Origin of the sequence: Actinomycetospora lutea (genome assembly GCF_028737205.1) — a bacterium.
GTDB classification, from domain to species: Bacteria; Actinomycetota; Actinomycetes; order Mycobacteriales; family Pseudonocardiaceae; genus Actinomycetospora; species Actinomycetospora lutea.
Map to the genome: position 1 here is coordinate 176,394 of NZ_JAQZAL010000006.1, position 20,021 is coordinate 196,414.

General features: G+C 75.0%; 15 protein-coding genes. 7 read left to right on the forward strand and 8 right to left on the reverse strand.

Going from position 1 to position 20,021, the window contains the following annotated elements; all coding sequences use genetic code 11:
* Positions 1-8: 8 nt before the first annotated feature.
* Complete coding sequence (locus tag PHK61_RS09295; RefSeq protein WP_274280677.1) at positions 9-1,481, forward strand: APC family permease; 1,473 nt, start codon at positions 9-11, stop codon at positions 1,479-1,481.
* 45 nt (positions 1,482-1,526) lie between these two features.
* Positions 1,527-3,461: a primary-amine oxidase gene (locus tag PHK61_RS09300; RefSeq protein ID WP_274280678.1), complete on the forward strand. Its 1,935-nt coding sequence runs from the start codon at positions 1,527-1,529 to the stop codon at positions 3,459-3,461.
* A 63-nt stretch (positions 3,462-3,524) separates the two neighbouring features.
* Here PHK61_RS09300 and PHK61_RS09305 read toward each other — a convergent pair whose 3' ends face one another.
* Together PHK61_RS09305 and PHK61_RS09310 are read right to left on the reverse strand one after the other, a co-directional pair.
* Positions 3,525-3,785 carry a hypothetical protein gene (locus PHK61_RS09305; protein WP_274280679.1) on the reverse strand — a complete coding sequence of 87 codons (261 nt, stop codon included), beginning with the start codon at positions 3,783-3,785 and terminating at the stop codon, positions 3,525-3,527.
* Complete coding sequence (locus PHK61_RS09310; protein WP_274280680.1) at positions 3,778-5,010, reverse strand: PspC domain-containing protein; 1,233 nt, start codon at positions 5,008-5,010, stop codon at positions 3,778-3,780. Before PHK61_RS09310 ends, PHK61_RS09305 begins: the two co-directional genes overlap by 8 nt.
* Positions 5,011-5,165: 155 nt before the next feature.
* Between PHK61_RS09310 and PHK61_RS09315 the strand changes: the two genes are divergently transcribed.
* Entirely contained in the window at positions 5,166-6,539 is a 1,374-nt protein-coding gene (locus PHK61_RS09315; protein ID WP_274280681.1) for a PspC domain-containing protein, read from the forward strand.
* Positions 6,536-7,213: a response regulator gene (locus PHK61_RS09320; protein ID WP_274280682.1), complete on the forward strand. Its 678-nt coding sequence runs from the start codon at positions 6,536-6,538 to the stop codon at positions 7,211-7,213. Before PHK61_RS09315 ends, PHK61_RS09320 begins: the two co-directional genes overlap by 4 nt.
* A gap of 10 nt (positions 7,214-7,223) precedes the next feature.
* On the opposite strand, the gene PHK61_RS09325 is transcribed toward PHK61_RS09320, so the two are convergent.
* The 4 genes from PHK61_RS09325 to PHK61_RS09340 form a co-directional block, all read right to left on the reverse strand.
* Positions 7,224-8,930: a serine/threonine-protein kinase gene (locus PHK61_RS09325; protein WP_274280683.1), complete on the reverse strand. Its 1,707-nt coding sequence runs from the start codon at positions 8,928-8,930 to the stop codon at positions 7,224-7,226.
* Between the two features lie 111 nt (positions 8,931-9,041).
* A complete protein-coding gene (locus PHK61_RS09330; protein WP_274280684.1) occupies positions 9,042-10,805 on the reverse strand; it encodes a hypothetical protein in 1,764 nt (587 codons plus the stop codon).
* Between the two features lie 255 nt (positions 10,806-11,060).
* On the reverse strand, positions 11,061-11,378 hold the full coding sequence (locus PHK61_RS09335; RefSeq protein WP_274280685.1) for a hypothetical protein: 318 nt from the start codon (positions 11,376-11,378) through the stop codon (positions 11,061-11,063).
* Positions 11,379-11,481: 103 nt separating this feature from the next.
* Positions 11,482-11,820, reverse strand: a complete 339-nt coding sequence (locus tag PHK61_RS09340) for a chorismate mutase (RefSeq protein WP_274280686.1) — start codon at positions 11,818-11,820, stop codon at positions 11,482-11,484.
* A 469-nt stretch (positions 11,821-12,289) separates the two neighbouring features.
* On the opposite strand from PHK61_RS09340, the gene pcrA reads away from it, so the two are divergent.
* Positions 12,290-14,605 carry a DNA helicase PcrA gene (gene pcrA / locus PHK61_RS09345; RefSeq protein WP_274280713.1) on the forward strand — a complete coding sequence of 772 codons (2,316 nt, stop codon included), beginning with the start codon at positions 12,290-12,292 and terminating at the stop codon, positions 14,603-14,605.
* Positions 14,606-15,083: 478 nt separating this feature from the next.
* On the opposite strand, the gene PHK61_RS31890 is transcribed toward pcrA, so the two are convergent.
* Positions 15,084-16,340, reverse strand: coding sequence for a M23 family metallopeptidase (locus PHK61_RS31890; protein ID WP_337993945.1), 1,257 nt, complete (start codon positions 16,338-16,340; stop codon positions 15,084-15,086).
* Between the two features lie 367 nt (positions 16,341-16,707).
* The gene (locus tag PHK61_RS09355) at positions 16,708-17,661 is read right to left on the reverse strand and encodes a lipase family alpha/beta hydrolase (protein ID WP_274280687.1); all 954 of its coding nucleotides are present in this window, start codon (positions 17,659-17,661) and stop codon (positions 16,708-16,710) included.
* Positions 17,662-17,955: 294 nt separating this feature from the next.
* Between PHK61_RS09355 and sucC the strand changes: the two genes are divergently transcribed.
* Together sucC and sucD are read left to right on the forward strand one after the other, a co-directional pair.
* Complete coding sequence (sucC, locus tag PHK61_RS09360; RefSeq protein ID WP_274280688.1) at positions 17,956-19,128, forward strand: ADP-forming succinate--CoA ligase subunit beta; 1,173 nt, start codon at positions 17,956-17,958, stop codon at positions 19,126-19,128.
* 1 nt (position 19,129) lies between these two features.
* Positions 19,130-20,014, forward strand: coding sequence for a succinate--CoA ligase subunit alpha (gene sucD / locus PHK61_RS09365; protein WP_274280689.1), 885 nt, complete (start codon positions 19,130-19,132; stop codon positions 20,012-20,014).
* The last annotated feature ends 7 nt before the right edge of the window (positions 20,015-20,021 follow it).

Below are 20,021 nucleotides of genomic sequence, written 5' to 3' on the forward strand. Positions count from 1 at the left end.
GAGTCGCCATGGCTGCACCCGCCGAATCCGCCGCGCCGGCATCCCGTCTCTCCGGCACCCTCGGCGTGGGTTCGATCGTCTTCATGGTCATCGCCGCTGCGGCGCCGCTGACCGTCATCGCCGGCACCATCCCCCTGGGCGTCGGCGCCGGGAACGGCGCCGCGTTCCCGATGACCTTCGTGCTCTGCGCCGTCGTGCTGCTGCTGTTCGCGGTCGGGTTCTGCGCCATGAGCCCGCACGTCCCCGACGCCGGCGCCTTCTTCACCTACATCCGCCACGGCCTGGGCCGCCCCCTCGGGCTCGGCGCCGCGTTCCTCGCCCTCGCCACCTACACCGCGGTCCAGGCCGCGGTCTACGGCTACATCGGCGCGGCGATCGACGAGCTCGTCGCGAGCCTCGGCGGCCCGAGCGTGCCCTGGTGGGTCTGGACGCTCGCCGTCGTCGCGATCGTCGGCGTGCTCGGCTACCGCCACATCGAGCTCTCGAGCCGCGTGCTGGGTGTGCTGCTGCTGGCCGAGATCGCCATCGTGCTGGTGCTCGACGTCGTCGTCTTCGCCAGCGGCGGCGGCCCCGGCGGCCTGTCCACCGCGCTGTTCGATCCCGCGCAGGTGATCTCCGGCGAGGTCGGCATCGCGATCATGTTCGCGATCGCGAGCTTCATCGGCTTCGAGGCCACCGCGGTGTTCCGCGACGAGGCCCGCGACCCGCAGCGCACGATCCCGCGCGCCACCTACCTCGCGCTCGTCGTCGTCGGCGTCTTCTACGCGGTGTCGACCTGGGCGATCGTCTCGGCCTGGGGCGACGAGGCCGCCGTCACCGAGTCGGCCGCGAACCCGGCCACGTTCCTGCTCACCACGGTGACGAACTGGCTCGGCCCGACCGGCGGGCTCATCGTCACGATCCTGCTGGTCACGAGCCTCTTCGCCGCGATCCTCGCGTTCCACAACGTGGCCGCGCGCTACTGGTACGCGCTCGGCGGGCACGGCGCCTTCCCCGGTGCGGTCGCCCGCACCCACACCCGGCACGGCTCGCCGCACATCGCGTCGCTGGCGCAAACGATCCTCGCCGCGCTGCTCGTCATCGTGTTCGCGCTCGCCGGGCTCGACCCCGTCGCCCAGGTCTTCGCCTGGATGGCCGGCACCGCGACGCTCGGCGTCCTCGTCCTCATGGTGCTCACCTGCGTGGCCGTGCTCGCCTTCTTCGCCCGCAGCCGCGTCGACCGGCGGGTGTGGCACACCCGCATCGCCCCGGCCCTGGGCCTCGTCGGCCTGCTGGTCTGCCTCGTGCTGACCATCCGCAACTTCCCGACCCTCATCGGCGGCTCGACCGGCCTCGCGCTCGCGATCGGTGCCGTCCTCGTCGTCGTCTTCCTCGCGGGCGTCGTCGTCGCCCTGGTCCGGCCCGCGGTGTCCGGCTTGTCCGGAACCGATTCCGTGACTCCCGGCGGTGTCCACGGCGACACTCCCCGCGAGAACGTCTAGCCAGCGACCCGTCCCGACATCGCCCCCGACAGGAGGTCTGCCCGCATGACCGCCACCGCACCCGCGAACGTCGACACCGGCGCCGCCACCCATCCCCTCGACCTGGCCACCGCCGACGAGTTCCGCGCGGTCCGTGAGGTGCTCGACGAGGCCGGCCTGCTCGGCGACGCCGTGCGCTACTGCTTCGCCGGGCTCGAGGAGCCGGACAAGGCCACCGTCCTCGCCCACACCGACGGCGACCGGGTCGACCGGCGCTTCCGCGTCCTGCTGCTCGACATGAGCGGGGCGCCCTCGCGCGACGTCGTCGTCTCCGCGTCCCGCCGCGAGATCGACTCGGCGACCGAGCTCGACCCGGCCACGAGCGGCCAGCTCCCGATCATCGACTCCGAGTTCGAGATCATGGAGGAGATCGTCCTGGCGTCCCAGGAGTGGTGCGACGCGTTGCGCCGCCGCGACATCGACCCCGCCACGGTGCGGGCCGTGCCGCTCTCGGCGGGCGCGTACTACCCGGAGGAGTCGGGCCGCCGCATGGCGCGGGTGCTCGGGTTCCGCCAGGACCACGAGAAGGACTCGCCCTGGGCCCACCCGGTGGACGGCGTCGTCGCCTACGTCGACCTGACCCGCCGCGAGGTCACCCGCGTGATCGACCACGCACCGCTGCCGGTGCCCGACGAGCCCGGCAACTTCGACGACCCCGAGCAGGTCGGGCCGCAGCGCACCACCCTCAAGCCGATCGAGATCACCCAGCCCGAGGGCGTGAGCTTCCGCCTCGAGGGCAACCGGCTGCGCTGGGAGGGCTGGGACCTGCGCGTCGGCTTCAACGAGCGCGAGGGCCTGACCCTGCACCAGATCGGCATCCACGGTCGCCCGGTGGTCTACCGGGCCTCGATCGCCGAGATGGTCGTGCCCTACGCCGACCCGTCGCCGGTGCGGTTCTGGCAGAACTACTTCGACGCCGGCGAGTACATGTTCGCCCGCTACGCCAACTCCCTCGAGCTCGGCTGCGACTGCCTCGGCGAGATCCGGTACATGGACGTCGTCGTGGCCGACGACGACGGGTCGCCGCGCACGATCACGAACGCGATCTGCCTGCACGAGGAGGACTACGGCATCCTCTGGAAGCACTCCGACCTGTTCACCAACGCGTCGGAGACCCGTCGCCAGCGCCGCATGGTGATCTCGTTCTTCACCACCATCGGCAACTACGACTACGGCTTCTACTGGTACCTCTACCTCGACGGCACGATCGCGTGCGAGTCGAAGCTGACCGGCATCCCGTTCACCTCGGCCTACCCGTCCGAGGGGCACCCGTTCGCCACGCCGGTGGCGCCGGGCCTCGGGCTGCCCTACCACCAGCACCTGTTCTCGGCCCGCCTCGACATGGCCGTCGACGGCACCCGCAACGTCGTCGAGGAGTGCGAGGCCGTCGCGCTGCCGGTGGGCGACGACAACCCCTGGGGCAACGCCTTCACCGAGTCCCGCACGCGGCTGACCCGCGAGGCCGACGCCCGGCGGGTCGCCGACCCGGGCCGCGGGCGCACGTGGCAGGTGGTCAACCCGGGGTCGACCAACCGGCACGGCCGGCCGGTGGCCTACGCCCTGCACGCCGAGGGCAGCCCCACGCTGCTCGCCGACGACAGCTCGGTCGTCGCCGGACGCGCCGCCTTCGCCACGAAGCACCTCTGGGTCACCGCGTACGACGCCGACGAGCGCTACCCCGCGGGTGACTACGTCAACCAGCACGCCGGCGGGGCGGGCCTGCCGACCTGGACCGCGGCCGACCGGTCGCTCGACGAGGGCGGGCAGGGCGCCGACGTCGTCCTGTGGCACACGTTCGGCCTGACGCACGTGCCGCGCCCGGAGGACTGGCCGATCATGCCCGTCGACTACGCCGGCTTCCGGCTGATGCCCGTCGGGTTCTTCGACCGCAACCCCACGCTGGACGTGCCGCCGTCGTCGAACGGGCACTGCCACAGCTGACCCCGGGAACGACACCGGCCGGTACCGCGCTGTGCGGTACCGGCCGGTGTCGTGTGTGCCGGGTCAGGACCGGCGACGCAGGGTCATCCAGAGCACGGCGGTGCCGACGCCGACCGCGCCGATGACGAGCACCCAGCGCGGGTCGACGCTCGCGAGGGCGCCGGTGAGGGCGAGGACCGCGATGACGATCGCGGTCAGCCCGGCGACGAGCCCCAGCGGGTCGGGGCCGGGACGGGTCGCCGGGGTGCGCCCGGTGTCCTCGTCCTCGATCAGGTCCACGTCACGGTGGACGGTGTAGGGCTGGTCGGGGGTCTTGTCATCCACGGCGCACCTCCACGTCCCCGCCGCCGCTGACGGCCTGCAGGTCGATCCGGGGTCCCCCGGGCCCGTCGGGCCCGAGGTCGGTCACGGGGCCGGAGCCGCGCCCGAGGCAGTCGGCGTCGCCGCCGCCGGACTCGCACGTGGCGGTGACGTCCGCGGTCGCGGGCACGATGACGGTGACGTCCCCGGCGCCGCTCTGCACCTGGGTGCGCACGGGCAGCGGGGCGGGCCCGAGGTCGCGCAGGTCGAGCTCCGCGTCGCCGTAGGCCGTCTCGTAGGCCGGGGCCACCGCGGTCGCCGCCGGGCGCCACCGCGCGTCGCCGAGGGTCTGGACGGCGCCGGCGCCGTCGGTCTGCTGGTACCCGTCGACCTGGTCGATCCACGGCGGCGGGCCGGTGCGTCCGTCGTCGTTCGCCGCGGCGACCAGCAGCAGCGCGAGCGGCACGGCGGCCACCACGAGGCTGCGGCCCTGGTGGCGGAACGCGCCGACGACCAGGCCGGCGCCGACCACGGCCAGCGCGGTGCCGACCACGGCGGTCACCCCGAGGGGGACGAGCCCGAGCAGCCCGAGCCCGGCGACGACCGCGGCCGCGACGAGCGCCGCGGCGAGCGTCAGCGGCACGAGCTTCGAGCGCGGCGGCTTCGGCGCGGGGGGCGCGGCCGGCTCGGGCAGGTCCCACGCGAACGGCGCGGCACCCAGCGGGTCCCACGACGGCGGGCGGGGCGTGTCCGCCGTGCCCTCGACGCCCTCGGCGCCCGGCGCCGCGGCGGCGTCACCGGCCACGGCCGGGCGCTGCGGATCGCGCAGGTGCCCGCGGCTGCGGTGCAGCGCGTACACCAGCGCGAGCACGGTGACCACGGCGATGACCGTGCCGAGGTCGCCGGAGAAGGCCCCGACGACCGCGGCGACCGCCAGCAGGGTGCCGAGGACGATCGCCCACACCGGCGTCTCGCGCCGGCCCTGCGCGTCGACCCGCGGCAGCACCAGCATGCCGGCCAGGTACACGAGCAGGCCGAAGCCGTAGAACGCCGACACGACGAACGCGACGCGCACCAGCGTCGGGTCGATGGCGTAGCGCCGCGCGATCGCGGCGCAGACGCCGCCGATCTTGCGGTCCTCCTTGAGACGCGCGGGACGCGTCGCCCACATCTCGCGCAGGGTCGCGCCGACGTCGGCGCCCGCCGGCGCCGGTGATCCCTGCCCCGGACTGCTCCCCGGACTGCTCATCACGCCTCATCCTCCTCGCTCCGGCGATCCGGACACCGAGACTGCGCGAGCGACCGGCCCCGGGAATCCGGGAGCCACCCCGGTCCTGCCCCCGAGACGACCCCGAGGACCTCGGGGGTCGAGGCGGGCCCACCGGGGGTCCGTGACGTGTGACGATGGGCGACGTGGACGAGGCGACGACCCTGCGCACCGGCACCCCGCCGGCCACCGGGGACGCGCCTGCGCCGGCCCCGGAGCCGGCACCGGAGCCGGCCCCCGCGCCGGCCCCGGCGCCGACCGGCCCGGTGATCCACCGCATCCGCCGCCGGCGGCAGGGCTCGGTGATCGCGGGCGTCACCGGCGGGGTGGCCGACCACCTCGGGGTCGACGTCCTGCGCGTGCGCCTGGTGTTCGTGCTGCTCGTCGCGGCCGCGGGCGCGGGCTTCATCGCCTACGCCGCGCTGTGGCTGTTCTGCCCGATCGAGCCGCGGGGCGTGCCGCGCGCGGTGCCGCCCCGCGAGCGCCGGCAGGGTCTCGGGCTCGCGACGCTCGGCGTGCTGCTCGCCTTCGTGATCTCCGGGCTCGGCGGGCAGCTCTCCGGCTGGGTGATCGGGCCGCTGGCCGTCGTGGTCATCGGCGTGGCGCTGGTGTGGCGCGAGGCCGACACCGGCGGCGCGGCCGTGGTGGGCGAGACGGGGTGGCGCTCGCGGTGGCTGGTCGGGCGCCGGCTCGGCCTGCTGCGGCTGCTGGCGGGCGCGCTGCTGGTCGCCATGGGCATCGCGGTGTTCCTGCTCGGCAACGTCGACCTCGGCCAGGTCCAGTTCGGTGTCCTCGCCGCGCTCGCCACGCTGGCCGGCGTCGTCGTCATCACCGTGCCGTGGTGGATGCGCCTGGTGCGCGAGCTCGGCAGCGAGCGCCGCGAGCGCATCCGGGGCCAGGAGCGCGCCGACATCGCCGCGCACCTGCACGACTCGGTGCTCCAGACCCTGGCGCTGATCCAGAAGCAGGCCGGCGAGGACACCGCGGGCCGCGAGGTGCGCCGGCTCGCGCGCAGCCAGGAGCGCGAGCTGCGGGCGTGGCTCTACGGCCCGCCGGGCGGCGACGCCGGGCGCCCCGCCGGGTCCGGGGACGCCACGCTGGCCGCCGCGCTGGCGACGGCCGCGGGCGAGGTCGAGGACGACTACGGGCTGCGGGTGGCGCCGGTCGTCGTCGGCGACGCGGACCTCGACCCCGACACGACCGCGCTCGTCGCGGCCGCCCGCGAGGCGATGGTGAACGCCGCCAAGCACGCCGGCGTCGACGAGGTCGACGTCTACGTGGAGGTCGAGCCGGACACCGTCGAGGTCTTCGTGCGCGACCGCGGCCGCGGGTTCGACCCCGACGCCGTGCCCGAGGACCGCCGCGGTCTCGCGGGCTCGGTCCACGACCGCATGACCCGCCACGGCGGGAGCGTGCGCCTGCGCACCGCGCCCGGGGAGGGCACCGAGGTCGGCCTCGTGCTGCCCCGCACCCGGCGCGGTGCCCCCGTTCCCCAGGAGGAGAGCCGATGACCGAGCCCGCGCCCGCCGAGGAGGCCGTCAGCGTCGTCCTCGTCGACGACCACGCGCTCTTCCGTCGCGGTGTCCGCGCCGAGCTCGAGTCGCTGGCCCGGCGCACCGTCAGCGTCGTCGGCGAGGCCGGGTCGGTGGACGAGGCCGTCGCCGTCATCGGCCACCGCCGTCCCGACGTCGTGCTGCTCGACGTGCACATGCCCGACGGCGGCGGGGCCGCGGTGCTCACCCGCACGCGCCCCGACCACCCGGACGTCGTGTTCCTCGCGCTCTCGGTGTCCGACGCGGCCGAGGACGTCATCTCGGTCATCCGCGCGGGCGCCCGGGGCTACGTCACCAAGACGATCTCGGGTCGTGAGCTCGCCGACGCGATCGTGCGTGTGAAGGCCGGCGACGCCGTGTTCTCGCCGCGGCTCGCGGGGTTCGTGCTCGACGCGTTCGCCGACCGCCCGGGCGCGACGGGCGTCGTCGACCCCGAGCTCGACCAGCTCACCCGTCGCGAGCGCGACGTCCTGCGCCTGCTGGCGCGGGGCTGGTCGTACAAGGAGATCGCCGCCGAGCTCGTCATCTCGGTCAAGACCGTGGAGACCCACGTGTCGAGCGTCCTGCGCAAGACCCAGTCGTCGAACCGCCACGAGCTCTCGCGCTGGGCGAGCGACCGTCGACTGGTCTGAGGCGGCCGGGTCAGCCCTCGTCGGCGTGGTCGTCCCCGCCGTGCCCGTCGTCGCCGGACCCGTCGCCGTGGTCGTCCCCACCGTGGTCGTCGCCGTGGTCGTCGCCGCGTCCCGAGTGGCGGTCCTCGGCCGCGCGTGACGGGGACGCCGAGGTCGTGGGCCCCGCCTCCGCGAGCGGGGTGTCGAGGCGCAGGCCCGTCGCGGCGGCGCGCGGGCTCGCCCCGTCGACGCTCTCGTCGGTGTCGATCAGCCAGCGGCCGTCGGGGCTGCGGACCATGCCGAGCTCGTGGACCTCGCGGATGCGCTCGCGGCCCTCGGGCACGAAGTCGAGGGTGGCGCGCACGGTGTCGGCGTCCAGCGCGCTCGCGTCCACGACCTGCACCGACGAGATCGTCGTCCAGAACGCCTGGTAGCGCGCGAAGCCCCCGGCCTGCGACTGGAGGTTGGGGCCGAGGCGCGCCCAGCCCGCGGCCTCGTTGCCGGTGACGACGCCGTAGTAGTCGCGGACCGCGGCCACCATGGCGGCCTGCGGGTCGTCCGGCGTCGCGGCGCCGGGGGCGGCCACGCTCGCGCCCGTCGAGTCGGAGCCCGACGTCGAGAGCAGCGCGACACCGACCACCCCGCCCGCGGCGAGGGCGACGAGCAGGACGAGCACGACGATCGCCGTGGTCGGCCGCCGCCCGCGGCGCCGCCGCGGCGGGAGGTCCGGGGCGGGCATGCCCTGGCGGGTCGGGGGGCCGGCCGGACCGGAGCCGCCGGATGCCGACCCGGCGCCGCCCGAGCCCGGGCCGGGCATCCACGGGTCGGAGGAGTGCCGCGCCTCGGGGACCGACGGCGGGGCGCCGGCGCCGGGGGCACCGAGCGGGACGAGGTTGGCCAGCGGCTCCTCGGCGCGCCCGCCCGCGTGCGCGATCCGGCCCAGCTCCTGGCGCGCCTCGGCGGCGGACGGGCGCTCGGCGGGGTCGTTGCGCAGCAGGCGCATGAGCAGCGCCGTGAGCGGCCCGGCCTGCGAGGGCGGCACGACCTTGCCGGCGGCCACCGAGTGCAGCAGCGCGAGCGCGTTGTCGTCGGCACCGAACGGGGGCATGCCCTCGACGGCCGCGTAGAGGGTGGCGCCGAGGGAGAAGACGTCCGACGCCGCCGTGGAGTCGTCGCCGCGGGCGACCTCGGGCGCGAGGTAGGCCGGCGTGCCGGCGAGCATCCCGGTGCGGGTCAGCGTGAGGTCGCCGGTGGCCCGGGAGATGCCGAAGTCGGTGATCTTCACGGTGCCGTCGGCGCCGAGCAGGACGTTGCCGGGCTTGACGTCGCGGTGCACGATCCCGGCCTGGTGGGCGGCGTCGAGCGCGTCGGCGACCTGGCGCCCGATGCGCGCGACCGTGCGCGGCTCGAGCGTGGCCTGCTCGCCGAGCACGTTGGCGAGGCTGCGTGAGGGCAGGTACTCCATGACCAGCCACGGCTCGTCGCCCTCGATGGAGGCGTCGAACACCGAGATCGCGTGCGGGTGCTGCAGGCGTGCGGCGATGCGGCCCTCGCGCAGCGTGCGCTGGCGGACCTCCTCGGCCTCCCGGTCGTCCAGACCCGCGTGCAGGAACACCTGCTTGACCGCGACGACGCGCCCCAGGCGCTCGTCGGTCCCGCGCCACACCACGCCCATCGCCCCCGAGCCGATGCGCTCCTCGAGGCGGTACCGCCCGGCGACCACGCGGGGAGAGCTCACTGGCCGCTCCCCGTCGGTGTGTCCACGGGGGTCACAGTAGAGGTCCCGACCGGGTGACGACCACGCGCCCGTGGCTCGCCACGACCCACCGGACCCGCACCGCAGTGCCGGTCAGTCGTCGTCGCCGAGGAGGCCGCCGACGGTGTCGCCGACGGCGTCGGTGGCGTCCTCGACCGCCTCGCCCGTGTCCTCGACGCCGGAGGACACGGACTCGACCGTGTCGTCCACCGCGTCGCCCACCGCGTCGGTGGTGTCCTCGACGTCCTCGCTCGCGTCCTCGACCGACGAGGAGACGGAGTCGGCGGTGTCGTCCACGGACTCGCTCACCGCGTCGGTGGTGTCCTCCACGACCCGCGAGGTCGTGCGGCCGACGGCGGGGACGTCGTCGACGGCGTCCCCGGCGGCCCGGCCGGTGTCGCGCACCGCGCCGGTGACGGTGCCGGTGGCGGGCTCGACGACCTCCTGGGCGGCGTTCCGCAGGGTCGCGCCGACCGTGTCGCCGGTGTCGCGCACGGCGCCGGTGACGGTGCCGGTGGCCGGGGCGACGACCTCCCGGGCCGTGTTCTGCAGCGTCGTGCCCACGGTCCGCCCGGTGTCGCGCAGCAGGCCGGACGTCGTACCCCCCAGGGGCGCGACGACCTGGTGCTCGACCGTGCCGACCGTGGTGCCGACGCCGTCCACCGTGGCGCCCAGGCCGCTCCCCACGTGGCGGACGGTGGTGTCGACGCCGCCGGTGAGCCCTCCGACGGTCGTGCCGACCCCGGCGACGGTGGTGCCGAGACCCGACCCGACGTCGTCGACCGTGTCCCCGACGCCGTCCCCGAGGTCGGGGACGAGGCCACCGCCGCCCGTGTCGCCGCCACCGCCGCCGCCACCGCCGGGTGCGCCGCCACCGGTGCCGCCGCCACCGCCGGGGACGAGGACCGGCCCGGCATCGGGAGCTCCCCCGCCGGCGGCACCGGGCGCACCCGCACCCGGTGCCGCGGCGCCGGGGAGCACGCCCGCCGAGCCGGCCGCGAGGGGACCGGGCGCTCCGGCGGGCCCGGTGCCGCCGGGCGCGCCGAGGCCGAGGTCGCTGATCGCGGCGCTGAGGGCGACACCACCGGGGACGGCGACGCCGCCGGCCGTGGTGTCGAGCACCGACCCCGCGCCGCCGGGCAGGCCGGGGACCTGGGCGACGCCGGGCGGCAGGGCCTGCGGGTCGCCCGGGTAGGGCACGTCCTGGATCGGCAGGCCGGGCAGCGGCATGCCGGCGAGGCTCGCGATCGTGCCCGCCACCAGGAACGCGCCCGTGCTCGCGCCCAGCGCCCGGCTGCGGCCGACGCGGAACGGGTTGGTGCGCCGGCGCGCCGTGCGTCCGGGCGTCGGCTGGGGACGCACCGGCACGGCGCGGGGCGGGCGGGGCCGGGGCGCGGACGGACGGGGACGGGCCGCGTCGGGAGCGGCGGCACCGTCCTGCGCCTCGGCGGCCTCGAGGGCAGCGGCGAAGGCGAGGGCCCGGAGCTCGTCGGCGTCGGGGGCGGCCCCGGTCGTCGCGGTGACGACCTCCTCGGCGGGCCCGGCCTGCTCCGGCGCGACCGCGGGCTGCGGACCGGTCAGCCGGGCGAGGATCTCCGAGACCGGGATGCCGCCGGTGTGGCGGGCCTCGACCCGGGCCGGTACCGGTGGCAGGTCGTCGGCGGGCCGCCGGGGCACCGGGACGAGGTCGGTCCCGTGCTCGCCGGTGTCCGCGCCCGGGGCCTGCACCGTCTCGACGCCGTCCGAGTCGACGTCATCGGGCAGCGCGGGCGGGGGGACGGTCGGCGGGACCAGCAAGGTGCCGGTGGTCTCGCCCGGGTCGTCGAACCACGCGTGCCGCCCGCCGCGCTCGTTCATCTCGTCCGTGCTCCTCGTCCGCTGCGTCCGGCGTCCCCGACCGGTGACCTCGTCCCCACTCCGCGTAGGGGAATAGCTACTCGGACGTCACCCGACGGGGGAGAGGTCGTCCGGGGGACGAGTGGCCATCGTTCGTGTTCCGTCGCCCAACGGGCATGTCGGCAGGGCCGACCGGGGACGGACGAAATCAGCCGTTCGCTGGACGGACAGTTGAGCGGTCATGCACCGTCGGGCGCGGTGAGCGGACCGTCCGGCTCAGCGTGGGGGCGCGGCGAGGCGCTTGCGGGCGCCCTGGAGCTGGTTCGTCGCGACGAGGCCGACCCCGCCGCCGACGAGCAGCGCGATGACGTCGAGCGGGATGCCGCCACCCGTGAGGAGTAGTGCGACGAGCGCCCCGAGGGCGAGGCCGCCCGCGGCGGGCAGCCGCTTGCGCGCGTCGGTCGCGAGGTGCGAGGCCCCCGGGCGCTTGGAGGCCACCGACGAGATCATGAGCAGGTAGCCGCCGTAGCCGACGGCGGCGAGCAGGCTGAGCACCGTGACGATCGTGGCGATCAGGTCGATGACCGTTCCCATGACACCAGGGTGCCACCATCGCCGTGTGGTCGGTGCTCGCCGCGACCCCGGTGTTGTTCGGGGTGGCGGCTCAGGGCCCGGCGGGTCGGGCTCGGGGCCGGCGTCAGCTCCGCCCGCCCAGCCGGCCCCGGCCGAGGCGCAGGAGCAGCATGCCGAGCTCGCGGCCCTCGGCGCCGAGCGCGCGGAAGCGGGCGAGCACGGCCATCTCGCGGTTGTAGACGATGCGCGGGCCGCCGGCGGCCATGCGCGCCAGCCCGATCCGCTGCGAGATCTCGGAGCGCCGCTGGATCAGGCGCAGGATCTCCGCGTCGATGGCGTCGATCTCCACCCGCAGGTCGGGGATCTCCTCGGCGCTCGCGGGGGTGAGCGCCGTGTCCGACGCGGGGTCGGCGTCACCATCGGCGTCGGCGGTGGGGGTGGAGTCGCTGGTCGCAGCACTCACGGGGATCGGCCTCCAGGGTGTGTCCGGGGGTGGTGGGTCCTGGCGGACCCCGGACACGAGAACGCCCCGGGGTCCGTGGACTCCGGGGCGGCGTGGGTCGGGCGCGGCAGGCGCGTCAGGTCTCCACGGGCACCGGGGTCCGGTACCCGTAGAAAAATCGAACGGTCTGCTCGTGCACGACGAACATCATGCCACCGGGCTCCCGTGCCGCCAACCGCCCGCTGTCGGAGTGCCCCGGTAGCGTGGACCGACGATGAGCACCGGTCCTGCCACCCGCCGCGCCGGGCCCGACGCCGCGTCCGAGGCCGGGTCGGGCGCCGGGTCGGGTCCCCCTGTGCGCTCGGCGGCCTCCGCCCTGTCCCGCCGGCTCGCCGCGGCCGCCGCGGGCGGCGCCGACGCGGGGGCGGGCGGCGCGCTGCGCCGGGGGTCCGACACGCCCGATCCCGCCGACGATCCCCTGCTCGAGGGCATGAACCCCCCGCAGCGCGAGGCCGTGGTGCACACGGGCTCGCCGCTGCTGATCGTCGCCGGCGCCGGGTCGGGCAAGACACGGGTGCTCACCCACCGGATCGCCTGGCAGATGCGCCACCAGGGCGTCGGGCCGGGCCAGGTCATGGCCATCACGTTCACCAACAAGGCCGCCGCCGAGATGCGCGAGCGCGTGGCCGCGCTGGTGGGCCGGCGGGCGAACGCGATGTGGGTGTCGACGTTCCACTCGATGTGCGTGCGCATCCTGCGCCGCGAGTACCGCCACCTCGACCTGAGCTCCACGTTCTCCATCTACGACGCGGACGACTCGCGGCGGCTGGTCGCGTCGGTGGCCCGGGGGCTCGACCTCGACGCCAAGAAGTACTCGCCGCGGGGCCTGCTCGCGCGCATCTCGGCGTGGAAGAACGAGCTGGTCGACCCCGTCGAGGCCGTCGACGCCGCCACCACCGAGGCGGAGAAGCGCACCGCCGAGGTCTACACCGTCTACCAGCAGCGCCTGCAGCAGTCGAACTCGCTGGACTTCGACGACCTCATCGGCCGCACGGTCGACCTGCTCACGCGCTTCCCGGACGTCGCGGAGTACTACCGCCGCCGGTTCCGCCACATCCTGGTCGACGAGTACCAGGACACCAACCACGCCCAGTACATGCTGGTCCGCTCGCTGGCCGCGGGCAGCGAGGACGGCTCGGTGAAGCCCGCGGAGCTCTGCGTGGTGGGCGACGCCGACCAGTCGATCTACGCCTTCCGCGGCGCGACCATCCGCAACATCGTCGAGTTCGAGCGCGACTACCCCGAGGCGCGCACCATCCTGCTCGAGCAGAACTACCGCTCCACCCAGCGGATCCTCACCGCGGCCAACGCGGTCATCAGCCGCAACCCGGAGCGTCGCGACAAGCGGCTGTGGACCGACGCGGGCGACGGCGAGCTGGTCGTCGGCTACGTCGCCGACAACGAGCACGACGAGGCCGCGTTCGTCGCGGCCGAGATCGACCGGCTGGTCGACGCCGGCGAGGTGCGCTTCGGCGAGGTCGCGGTGTTCTACCGCACCAACGGTCAGTCCCGGGTCTTCGAGGACGTGTTCATCCGCCTCGGGCTGCCCTACAAGATCGTCGGGGGCGTGCGCTTCTACGAGCGCCGCGAGGTCCGCGACGCGATGGCCTACCTCAAGGTGCTGTCCAACCCCGAGGACACGGTCTCGCTGCGGCGCATCCTCAACGTCCCCAAGCGCGGGATCGGCGACCGCGCCGAGTCGGTGGTCGCCGACGCCGCCGACCGCGAGCGCATCACCTTCGCGGCCGCGCTGCGCCGGGCCGCGGCGGGCGAGGTCCACGGGCTGGCCACGCGCTCGCAGCGCAACATCGCCGACTTCGTCGAGATGATGGACGGGCTGGCCGCGACGCTCGTGGACGGCGCCCCGGTCGACGAGGTGCTCGACGCGATCCTCGACCGCTCGGGCTACCGCGCCGAGCTCGAGGGCTCCGAGGACCCCCAGGAGCAGTCGCGTCTGGAGAACCTCCAGGAGCTCGTCAGCGTCGCCCGCGAGTTCGTCCAGGACGCCCGCAACGCCGAGGGTCTCGAGGGTGACGACGCCGGCGACGACGCGCCGGCGGCCGGCACCGACGGCGTGCCCGAGCCCGGCTCGCTGGAGGCGTTCCTCGAGCGGGTGTCGCTGGTGGCCGACGCCGACTCGATCCCCGACGGCGGCGACGGCGTCGTCACCCTGATGACGCTGCACACCGCCAAGGGCCTCGAGTTCCCCGTGGTGTTCGCGACCGGCTGGGAGGACGGCGTCTTCCCCCACTCGCGGGCGCTGGCCGACCCGGCGGAGCTCTCCGAGGAGCGCCGGCTCGCCTACGTCGGCATCACCCGCGCGCAGAAGCGGCTCTACCTCTCGCGCGCGGTGATGCGCTCGGCGTTCGGGCAGCCGCAGGCCAACCCGCCCTCGCGGTTCCTCGACGAGGTCCCCGCCGACGTGTGGGAGTGGCGCCGCGTCGAGCCCAGCTCCGAGCGCTCCTCGCCGGTGGGGCGCACGCGCTTCGGCTCCGGGCGTTGGGCGAGCCCCGGCACCGACCTGTCGGGCCGCACCTCGCGCCCGTCGCCGATGCGCCCGGACTGGAAGGAGGCGCCGACCATCTCCCTCGAGGTCGGCGACCGCGTCACCCACGACAAGTACGGCCTCGGCACGGTCGTCACCGTCGACGGCGTCGGCTCCCGGGCCACGGCCACCATCGACTTCGGCTCCTCGGGCACCGTGCGCCTCATGCTCATCGGCGGCGTCCCGCTCACGAAGCTGTAACAGGGCACCTTCGATCGCATCGACGGGCCAGGGGCGCCCGTCGCCGGCCTCGACCGGGCGTCGTCCGGGGCGAGCGGCACGTTCGGCAGGTCGGCGGGCGCTCCGGTCATGCGCGACGTGCCGCTCGCGGTCGTGCGCGCCGTGTCCGGCGTGCCGTGGAGATCAGGAGCGCGTCATCGATGCGCGCGGACCGGTCCCGGCGCACCGAGTGCTGGTGATCTCCGAGTGTCCGCGCCCGGCTCCGAGCGAAGGGCCCCGTGGTTCGGAGAGATGGGCGAGGGGTGCCCCTCGCCGGATTGCGCGGCCGGCGACGCCCGCGCCCGGTTTCGATCGACGGGGCCCTTCGCTCAGCACCGACCCGCACCCGCGCACCGACCCCACACCCACCCCGCGCACGCCGCACGCCACGCCCACCCCGGACACGACGAGGGCCCCGGAGCGTGTGCTCCGGGGCCCCTGCCGTCCTGCGGGGAGCGGACTAGTCCTGAGGGGAACCCAGCGAGATGCCGCGCTCGGCGAGCCACGGCAGCGGGTTGATCTTGCGGCCGCCGTCCTCCCACACCTCGAAGTGCAGGTGCGGGCCGGTCGACTGGCCGCGGTTGCCGATCTCCGCGATCTCCTCGCCGGCGCGGACCTGCTGGCCCTCGCGGACGTAGGAGCGGTTCACGTGGCCGTAGACGTTGACCGTGCCGTCCTCGAGCTGCACGCGGACCCACTGGCCGAAGCCGCTGGCGGGGCCGGACTCGATGACGGTGCCGTCGCCCACCGACACGATCGGGGTGCCGATCGGGCCGGCGATGTCGATGCCGCGGTGCGACGAGCCCCAGCGGGCACCGAAGCCCGAGGTGAAGCGCCCGTCGGCGGGCTTGGCGAAGTCGGGGCGGGCGGCCTCGGCAGCGGCCCGGGCCTGGGCCGCCGCACGGTCCGCGGCCTTGCTGAGCGAGCCGACCTGGTGGCCGTCCTCGGCGTCGGAGGACGAGGACGACGAGGCCGCCGAGCGCGCCCCGGTCGCCGAGCCGGAGTCCGCGGTCGTGGTGACCGGGAGGACCCCCGAGGTGGCCGCGTCGAGCCCCGTCGCGCTGCCGGACGCCGACGAACCGGTGTCGTCGCTCGTCGTGCCGCGGTCGGCGGCGAGGGCGAGCTCGGCGGTCGTCGGGGCGTCGCCGAGCGCGTCGAGCCCCGCGAAGCTGTGCCCCGCGGTGGCCAGGGCGCCCGCGGCCACCGCGGCGACGGCCAGCCGGCCGCGCAGGGGCGACGGGCCGCGCTCGGCGGGCGGGGCCGGACGGACGCCGCGGCGGGGGTCGACGTCGCGGCGCTGGGGAGCGCGCTGCGGCGGGCCCTGCCGAGGGTCCTGCCGGGGGTCCTGGTGCCCACGGTGCTCACGGGGGAGGTCGCGGAGGGTCTCGTCGTGCCGCGCGGGACGACGGTGGCCCCCGGTGGTCGGACCCTGCGGGGCCGGACGCGCGGGGGCCGGCGGGCCCTGGGGTGCGGGGCGGAGCCCGACCGGACGTGCCGGCACCGGACCGGGTGCCTGCCCCGGGCCGCTGACCAGACCGGCGGCGTCACCGCCGCGACGGCCGCCGCGGGCACCGAGCCCGGGCAGCCCCCCGGCGAAGCCGGAGAGGTCGGGGAAGCGCGGTCCCGACGGAGCTCCACCGGCGCCGGCGAGGGCGGGGGTGAGACCGAAGGAACCGAAGAGGGGCGCGGACGGTGGGCGGGGGGAGCTGTGCGCCAAGACCATCCTTCCCGCAGATCGGGGCCCGTCGCGGCGACATCCAGGGCGGGGAGTTCGGGGAGTGCCCTGCGGAACGTTCGGGGTCGTTCCGTATGTCGTTCGTGACCTGGCCGTGATGAGGACGGCCAGAAAGTAGCGACGAGGTCACGGCGTGAGCAAACGACAGGAGTGCCCCGAGCCGGTCGCTACGCCGTGCGTGCGGGCGTGCGCGCCGAGCGGTCGTCACCGGGTCGGGTGACGGCCTGTCGCTCGGTCGGCGGCAGCGCCGCGGCCCTCGCAGTGTTCCCGGCCGCTCGGCGCGGCGGCGCGGCCCGCCGACAGGTCCCGCCGACCGTTCGACGCGACGGTGCCGCCGGGCGTCGTGCCGTCATCCGGCGATCCGGGCCCTGCGGTCGCGGTTGCCCGGCACCGGGCGCCGGGACAACAGCCGCGTGACCAGGTGCACGACCTCGGGATCGATCGTCATCGACAGGTGCCCGACGTGCTCGAGCTCGATCTCGGTGACCTGCAGGTCGGGGTGGGTCAGCCGCGCCGCGCGCTGCGGGATGATCAGCTGGTCCTGGCGGCTCCAGACCGCGAGGAAGCGGGTGCGGCAGTCCGGGGCGGGCTCCTCGAGCTCGCGCAGCAGGTCGGAGCCCGGCTGCAGCTGCACCGGTACGGGCGTGGGCGGGAGGAAGTGCGCGATGAGGCTGCCCTCGTGCGGGGTGCCGAGCGTGACGAGGGTGTCGACGCGGGTGTCGCCGCCGAGGCGCTGGACGTAGTAGCGCGCGATGAGCCCGCCCAGCGAGTGCCCCACGACGTGCACCCGGTCGGAGCCGGTGCCGGCGCACAGGCGCTCGACGTGGTGCCCGAGCTCGCGGGCGGCCTCCCGGATGTCGCCGGTGAACGCCGTCAGGACGCTGAAGTTGATCGCGTGCACGACCCCGAACCCGCGGCGGCGCAGGGCGCGGGCGAGCAGCGCGAAGATCGAGCGGTTGTCGACGATGCCGTGCACGAGCAGCACGGGCGTCGTCGAGCTCTCCATGTCGGAGACGACGAGGCTGCGCTGCGCGGGGGAGAGGGCCTCGGTGCGGTGGTGGGCGAACGTGCCCGCCGGGCGCAGCACCTCGTCGACCAGGCCCCAGGGATAGAGCGACATGTGCACGGCGGTGTAGGCGACCTCGACCGCGAGGCCCCGGACGCCCGCCGGCACCCCGAAGGTGCGCGCGACGTAGCCCAGGCCCCGCCAGAGGGCGCCGGCCACGGCGGTCACCGGCCGCTCCGCGGGGCCCAGCGCGTCCGCCGGCTCCGGTGCCGACGACATGACGCCCGTCACGTCCATGAGGTGGACGTTAAGGGTTGTTCACTCGACGATCGCACCAGGGTGGCCGCCGAACCGATCAAGATCGACCGCAGATGGCCCCGTTCGGGCCACGCCCGGAACGATCCAGACCCCGGCCGACCTGCTCGTGTGTCCGGCGTCGCCCCGGTCGCGGCGCCCCGCGGGTCCCGGCGTGGATAGGGTCGCCGCGCATCCGTCGGGACGTGGGCGCTCGTTGCACAGGAGGGCGCCGCGCGACCTCGCCCGGCGACCGCCGTCCGCGGCGGCCGGGGAGTTGGTGAGGAGAGTTCACGAGTGGACCTGTACGAGTACCAGGCGAAGGACCTCTTCGCCGCCCACGGGGTGCCGGTGCTGCCCGGTCGCACCGTCGACACCGCCGCCGAGGCGGAGCGGGCCGCGGAGGAGATCGGCGGCCCGGTCGTCGTCAAGGCACAGGTGAAGACCGGTGGCCGCGGCAAGGCCGGCGGCGTCAAGCTGGCGCAGAGCCCGGCCGAGGCCAAGGAGAAGGCCGAGGCGATCCTCGGGCTCGACATCAAGGGCCACATCGTGCACCGCGTCCTGGTCACGGCGGCCAGCGACATCGCGGAGGAGTACTACTTCTCCTTCCTGCTCGACCGCTCCAACCGCACCTTCCTGGCCATGTGCTCGGCCGAGGGCGGCATGGAGATCGAGGAGCTCGCGGTCGAGCGGCCCGAGGCCCTGGCCCGGGTGCCGATCGACCCGATCGCCGGCGTCGACCGCGCGAAGGCCGACGAGATCGTCGCGCAGGGGAAGCTGCCCGCCGAGGTCGCCGACGAGGCCGCGCAGGTCATCGTCAAGCTCTGGGACACGTTCGTCGGCGAGGACGCGACGCTGGTCGAGGTCAACCCGCTGGTCCGCGACCCGCAGGACAACGTCGTCGCCCTCGACGGCAAGGTCACCCTCGACGAGAACGCCGAGTTCCGGCACGAGGCGCACGCCCAGCTCGTCGACGAGAAGAGCCAGAACCCGCTCGAGGCCAAGGCCAAGGAGTCGGACCTCAACTACGTCAAGCTCGAGGGTGGCCAGGTCGGCATCATCGGCAACGGCGCCGGGCTGGTGATGTCGACTCTGGACGTCGTCGCCTACGCCGGTGAGCAGCACGGCGGCATGAAGCCCGCCAACTTCCTGGACATCGGCGGCGGCGCGTCGGCCGAGGTCATGGCGGCCGGACTGGACGTCATCCTGGGCGACGACGACGTGCGCAGCGTCTTCGTCAACGTCTTCGGCGGCATCACCGCCTGCGACGCGGTCGCCAACGGCATCGTCGAGGCCCTGAAGATCCTGGGCGACGACGCCAGGAAGCCGCTCGTCGTCCGCCTGGACGGCAACAACGTCGACGAGGGTCGCCGGATCCTCGCCGAGGCGAACCACCCCCTGGTCACGGTGGTGGACACGATGGACGACGCGGCCGCGAAGGCCGCCGAGCTGGCTGCGGCAGGGGCCTGAGATGTCGATCTTCCTCAACGAGAACAGCAAGGTCATCGTCCAGGGCCTCACCGGCTCCGAGGGCATGAAGCACGGGCGCAAGATGCTCGCCGCGGGCACGCAGCTCGTCGGTGGCGTCAACGCCCGCAAGGCCGGGACGAGTGTCGACCTCGACGGCACCGACGTGCCGGTGTTCGGCGGCGTCGAGGAGGCCATGAAGGAGACCGGGGCCGACGTCTCGGTGCTCTTCGTGCCCCCGAAGTTCGCCAAGGACGCCGTCATCGAGGCGGTCGACGCGGGCATCGGCCTGGCCGTGGTCATCACCGAGGGCATCCCGGTGCACGACTCCGCCTGGTTCTGGTCGCACGCCTCGGCGAACGGCAACCGCACCCGCATCATCGGGCCGAACTGCCCGGGGATCATCTCGCCGTCGAAGTCCCTCGCGGGCATCATCCCGGCGAACATCTCCGGCCCCGGCAAGATGGGTCTGGTGTCGAAGTCCGGCACGCTGACCTACCAGATGATGTTCGAGCTGCGCGACGTCGGCTTCTCCACCGCGATCGGCATCGGCGGCGACCCGATCATCGGGACGACGCACATCGACGCCCTCGAGGCGTTCGAGGCCGACCCCGACACCGAGGCGATCGTGATGATCGGCGAGATCGGTGGTGACGCCGAGGAGCGGGCCGCGGACTTCATCAAGGCCAACGTGACCAAGCCCGTCGTGGGCTACGTTGCGGGGTTCACGGCCCCCGAGGGCAAGACGATGGGCCACGCCGGCGCCATCGTCTCGGGTTCCGCGGGGACCGCGCAGGCCAAGAAGGAGGCGCTCGAGGCCGCGGGGGTGAGGGTGGGCAAGACTCCCACCGAGACCGCCGACCTCGCGCGCTCGCTGATCAACGGCTGATCAGCGC

Bases quoted from the DNA above. Each gene is read 5' to 3' on its own strand.
- PHK61_RS09295 (WP_274280677.1), top strand. From the start codon at position 9: ATGGCTGCACCCGCCGAATCCGCCGCGCCGGCATCCCGTCTCTCCGGC.
- PHK61_RS09300 (WP_274280678.1), top strand. From the start codon at position 1,527: ATGACCGCCACCGCACCCGCGAACGTCGACACCGGCGCCGCCACCCAT.
- PHK61_RS09310 (WP_274280680.1), bottom strand. From the start codon at position 5,010: ATGAGCAGTCCGGGGAGCAGTCCGGGGCAGGGATCACCGGCGCCGGCG.
- PHK61_RS09315 (WP_274280681.1), top strand. From the start codon at position 5,166: ATGGGCGACGTGGACGAGGCGACGACCCTGCGCACCGGCACCCCGCCG.
- PHK61_RS09320 (WP_274280682.1), top strand. From the start codon at position 6,536: ATGACCGAGCCCGCGCCCGCCGAGGAGGCCGTCAGCGTCGTCCTCGTC.
- PHK61_RS09330 (WP_274280684.1), bottom strand. From the start codon at position 10,805: ATGAACGAGCGCGGCGGGCGGCACGCGTGGTTCGACGACCCGGGCGAG.
- PHK61_RS09335 (WP_274280685.1), bottom strand. From the start codon at position 11,378: ATGGGAACGGTCATCGACCTGATCGCCACGATCGTCACGGTGCTCAGC.
- pcrA (WP_274280713.1), top strand. From the start codon at position 12,290: ATGAACCCCCCGCAGCGCGAGGCCGTGGTGCACACGGGCTCGCCGCTG.
- PHK61_RS09355 (WP_274280687.1), bottom strand. From the start codon at position 17,661: ATGGACGTGACGGGCGTCATGTCGTCGGCACCGGAGCCGGCGGACGCG.
- sucD (WP_274280689.1), top strand. From the start codon at position 19,130: ATGTCGATCTTCCTCAACGAGAACAGCAAGGTCATCGTCCAGGGCCTC.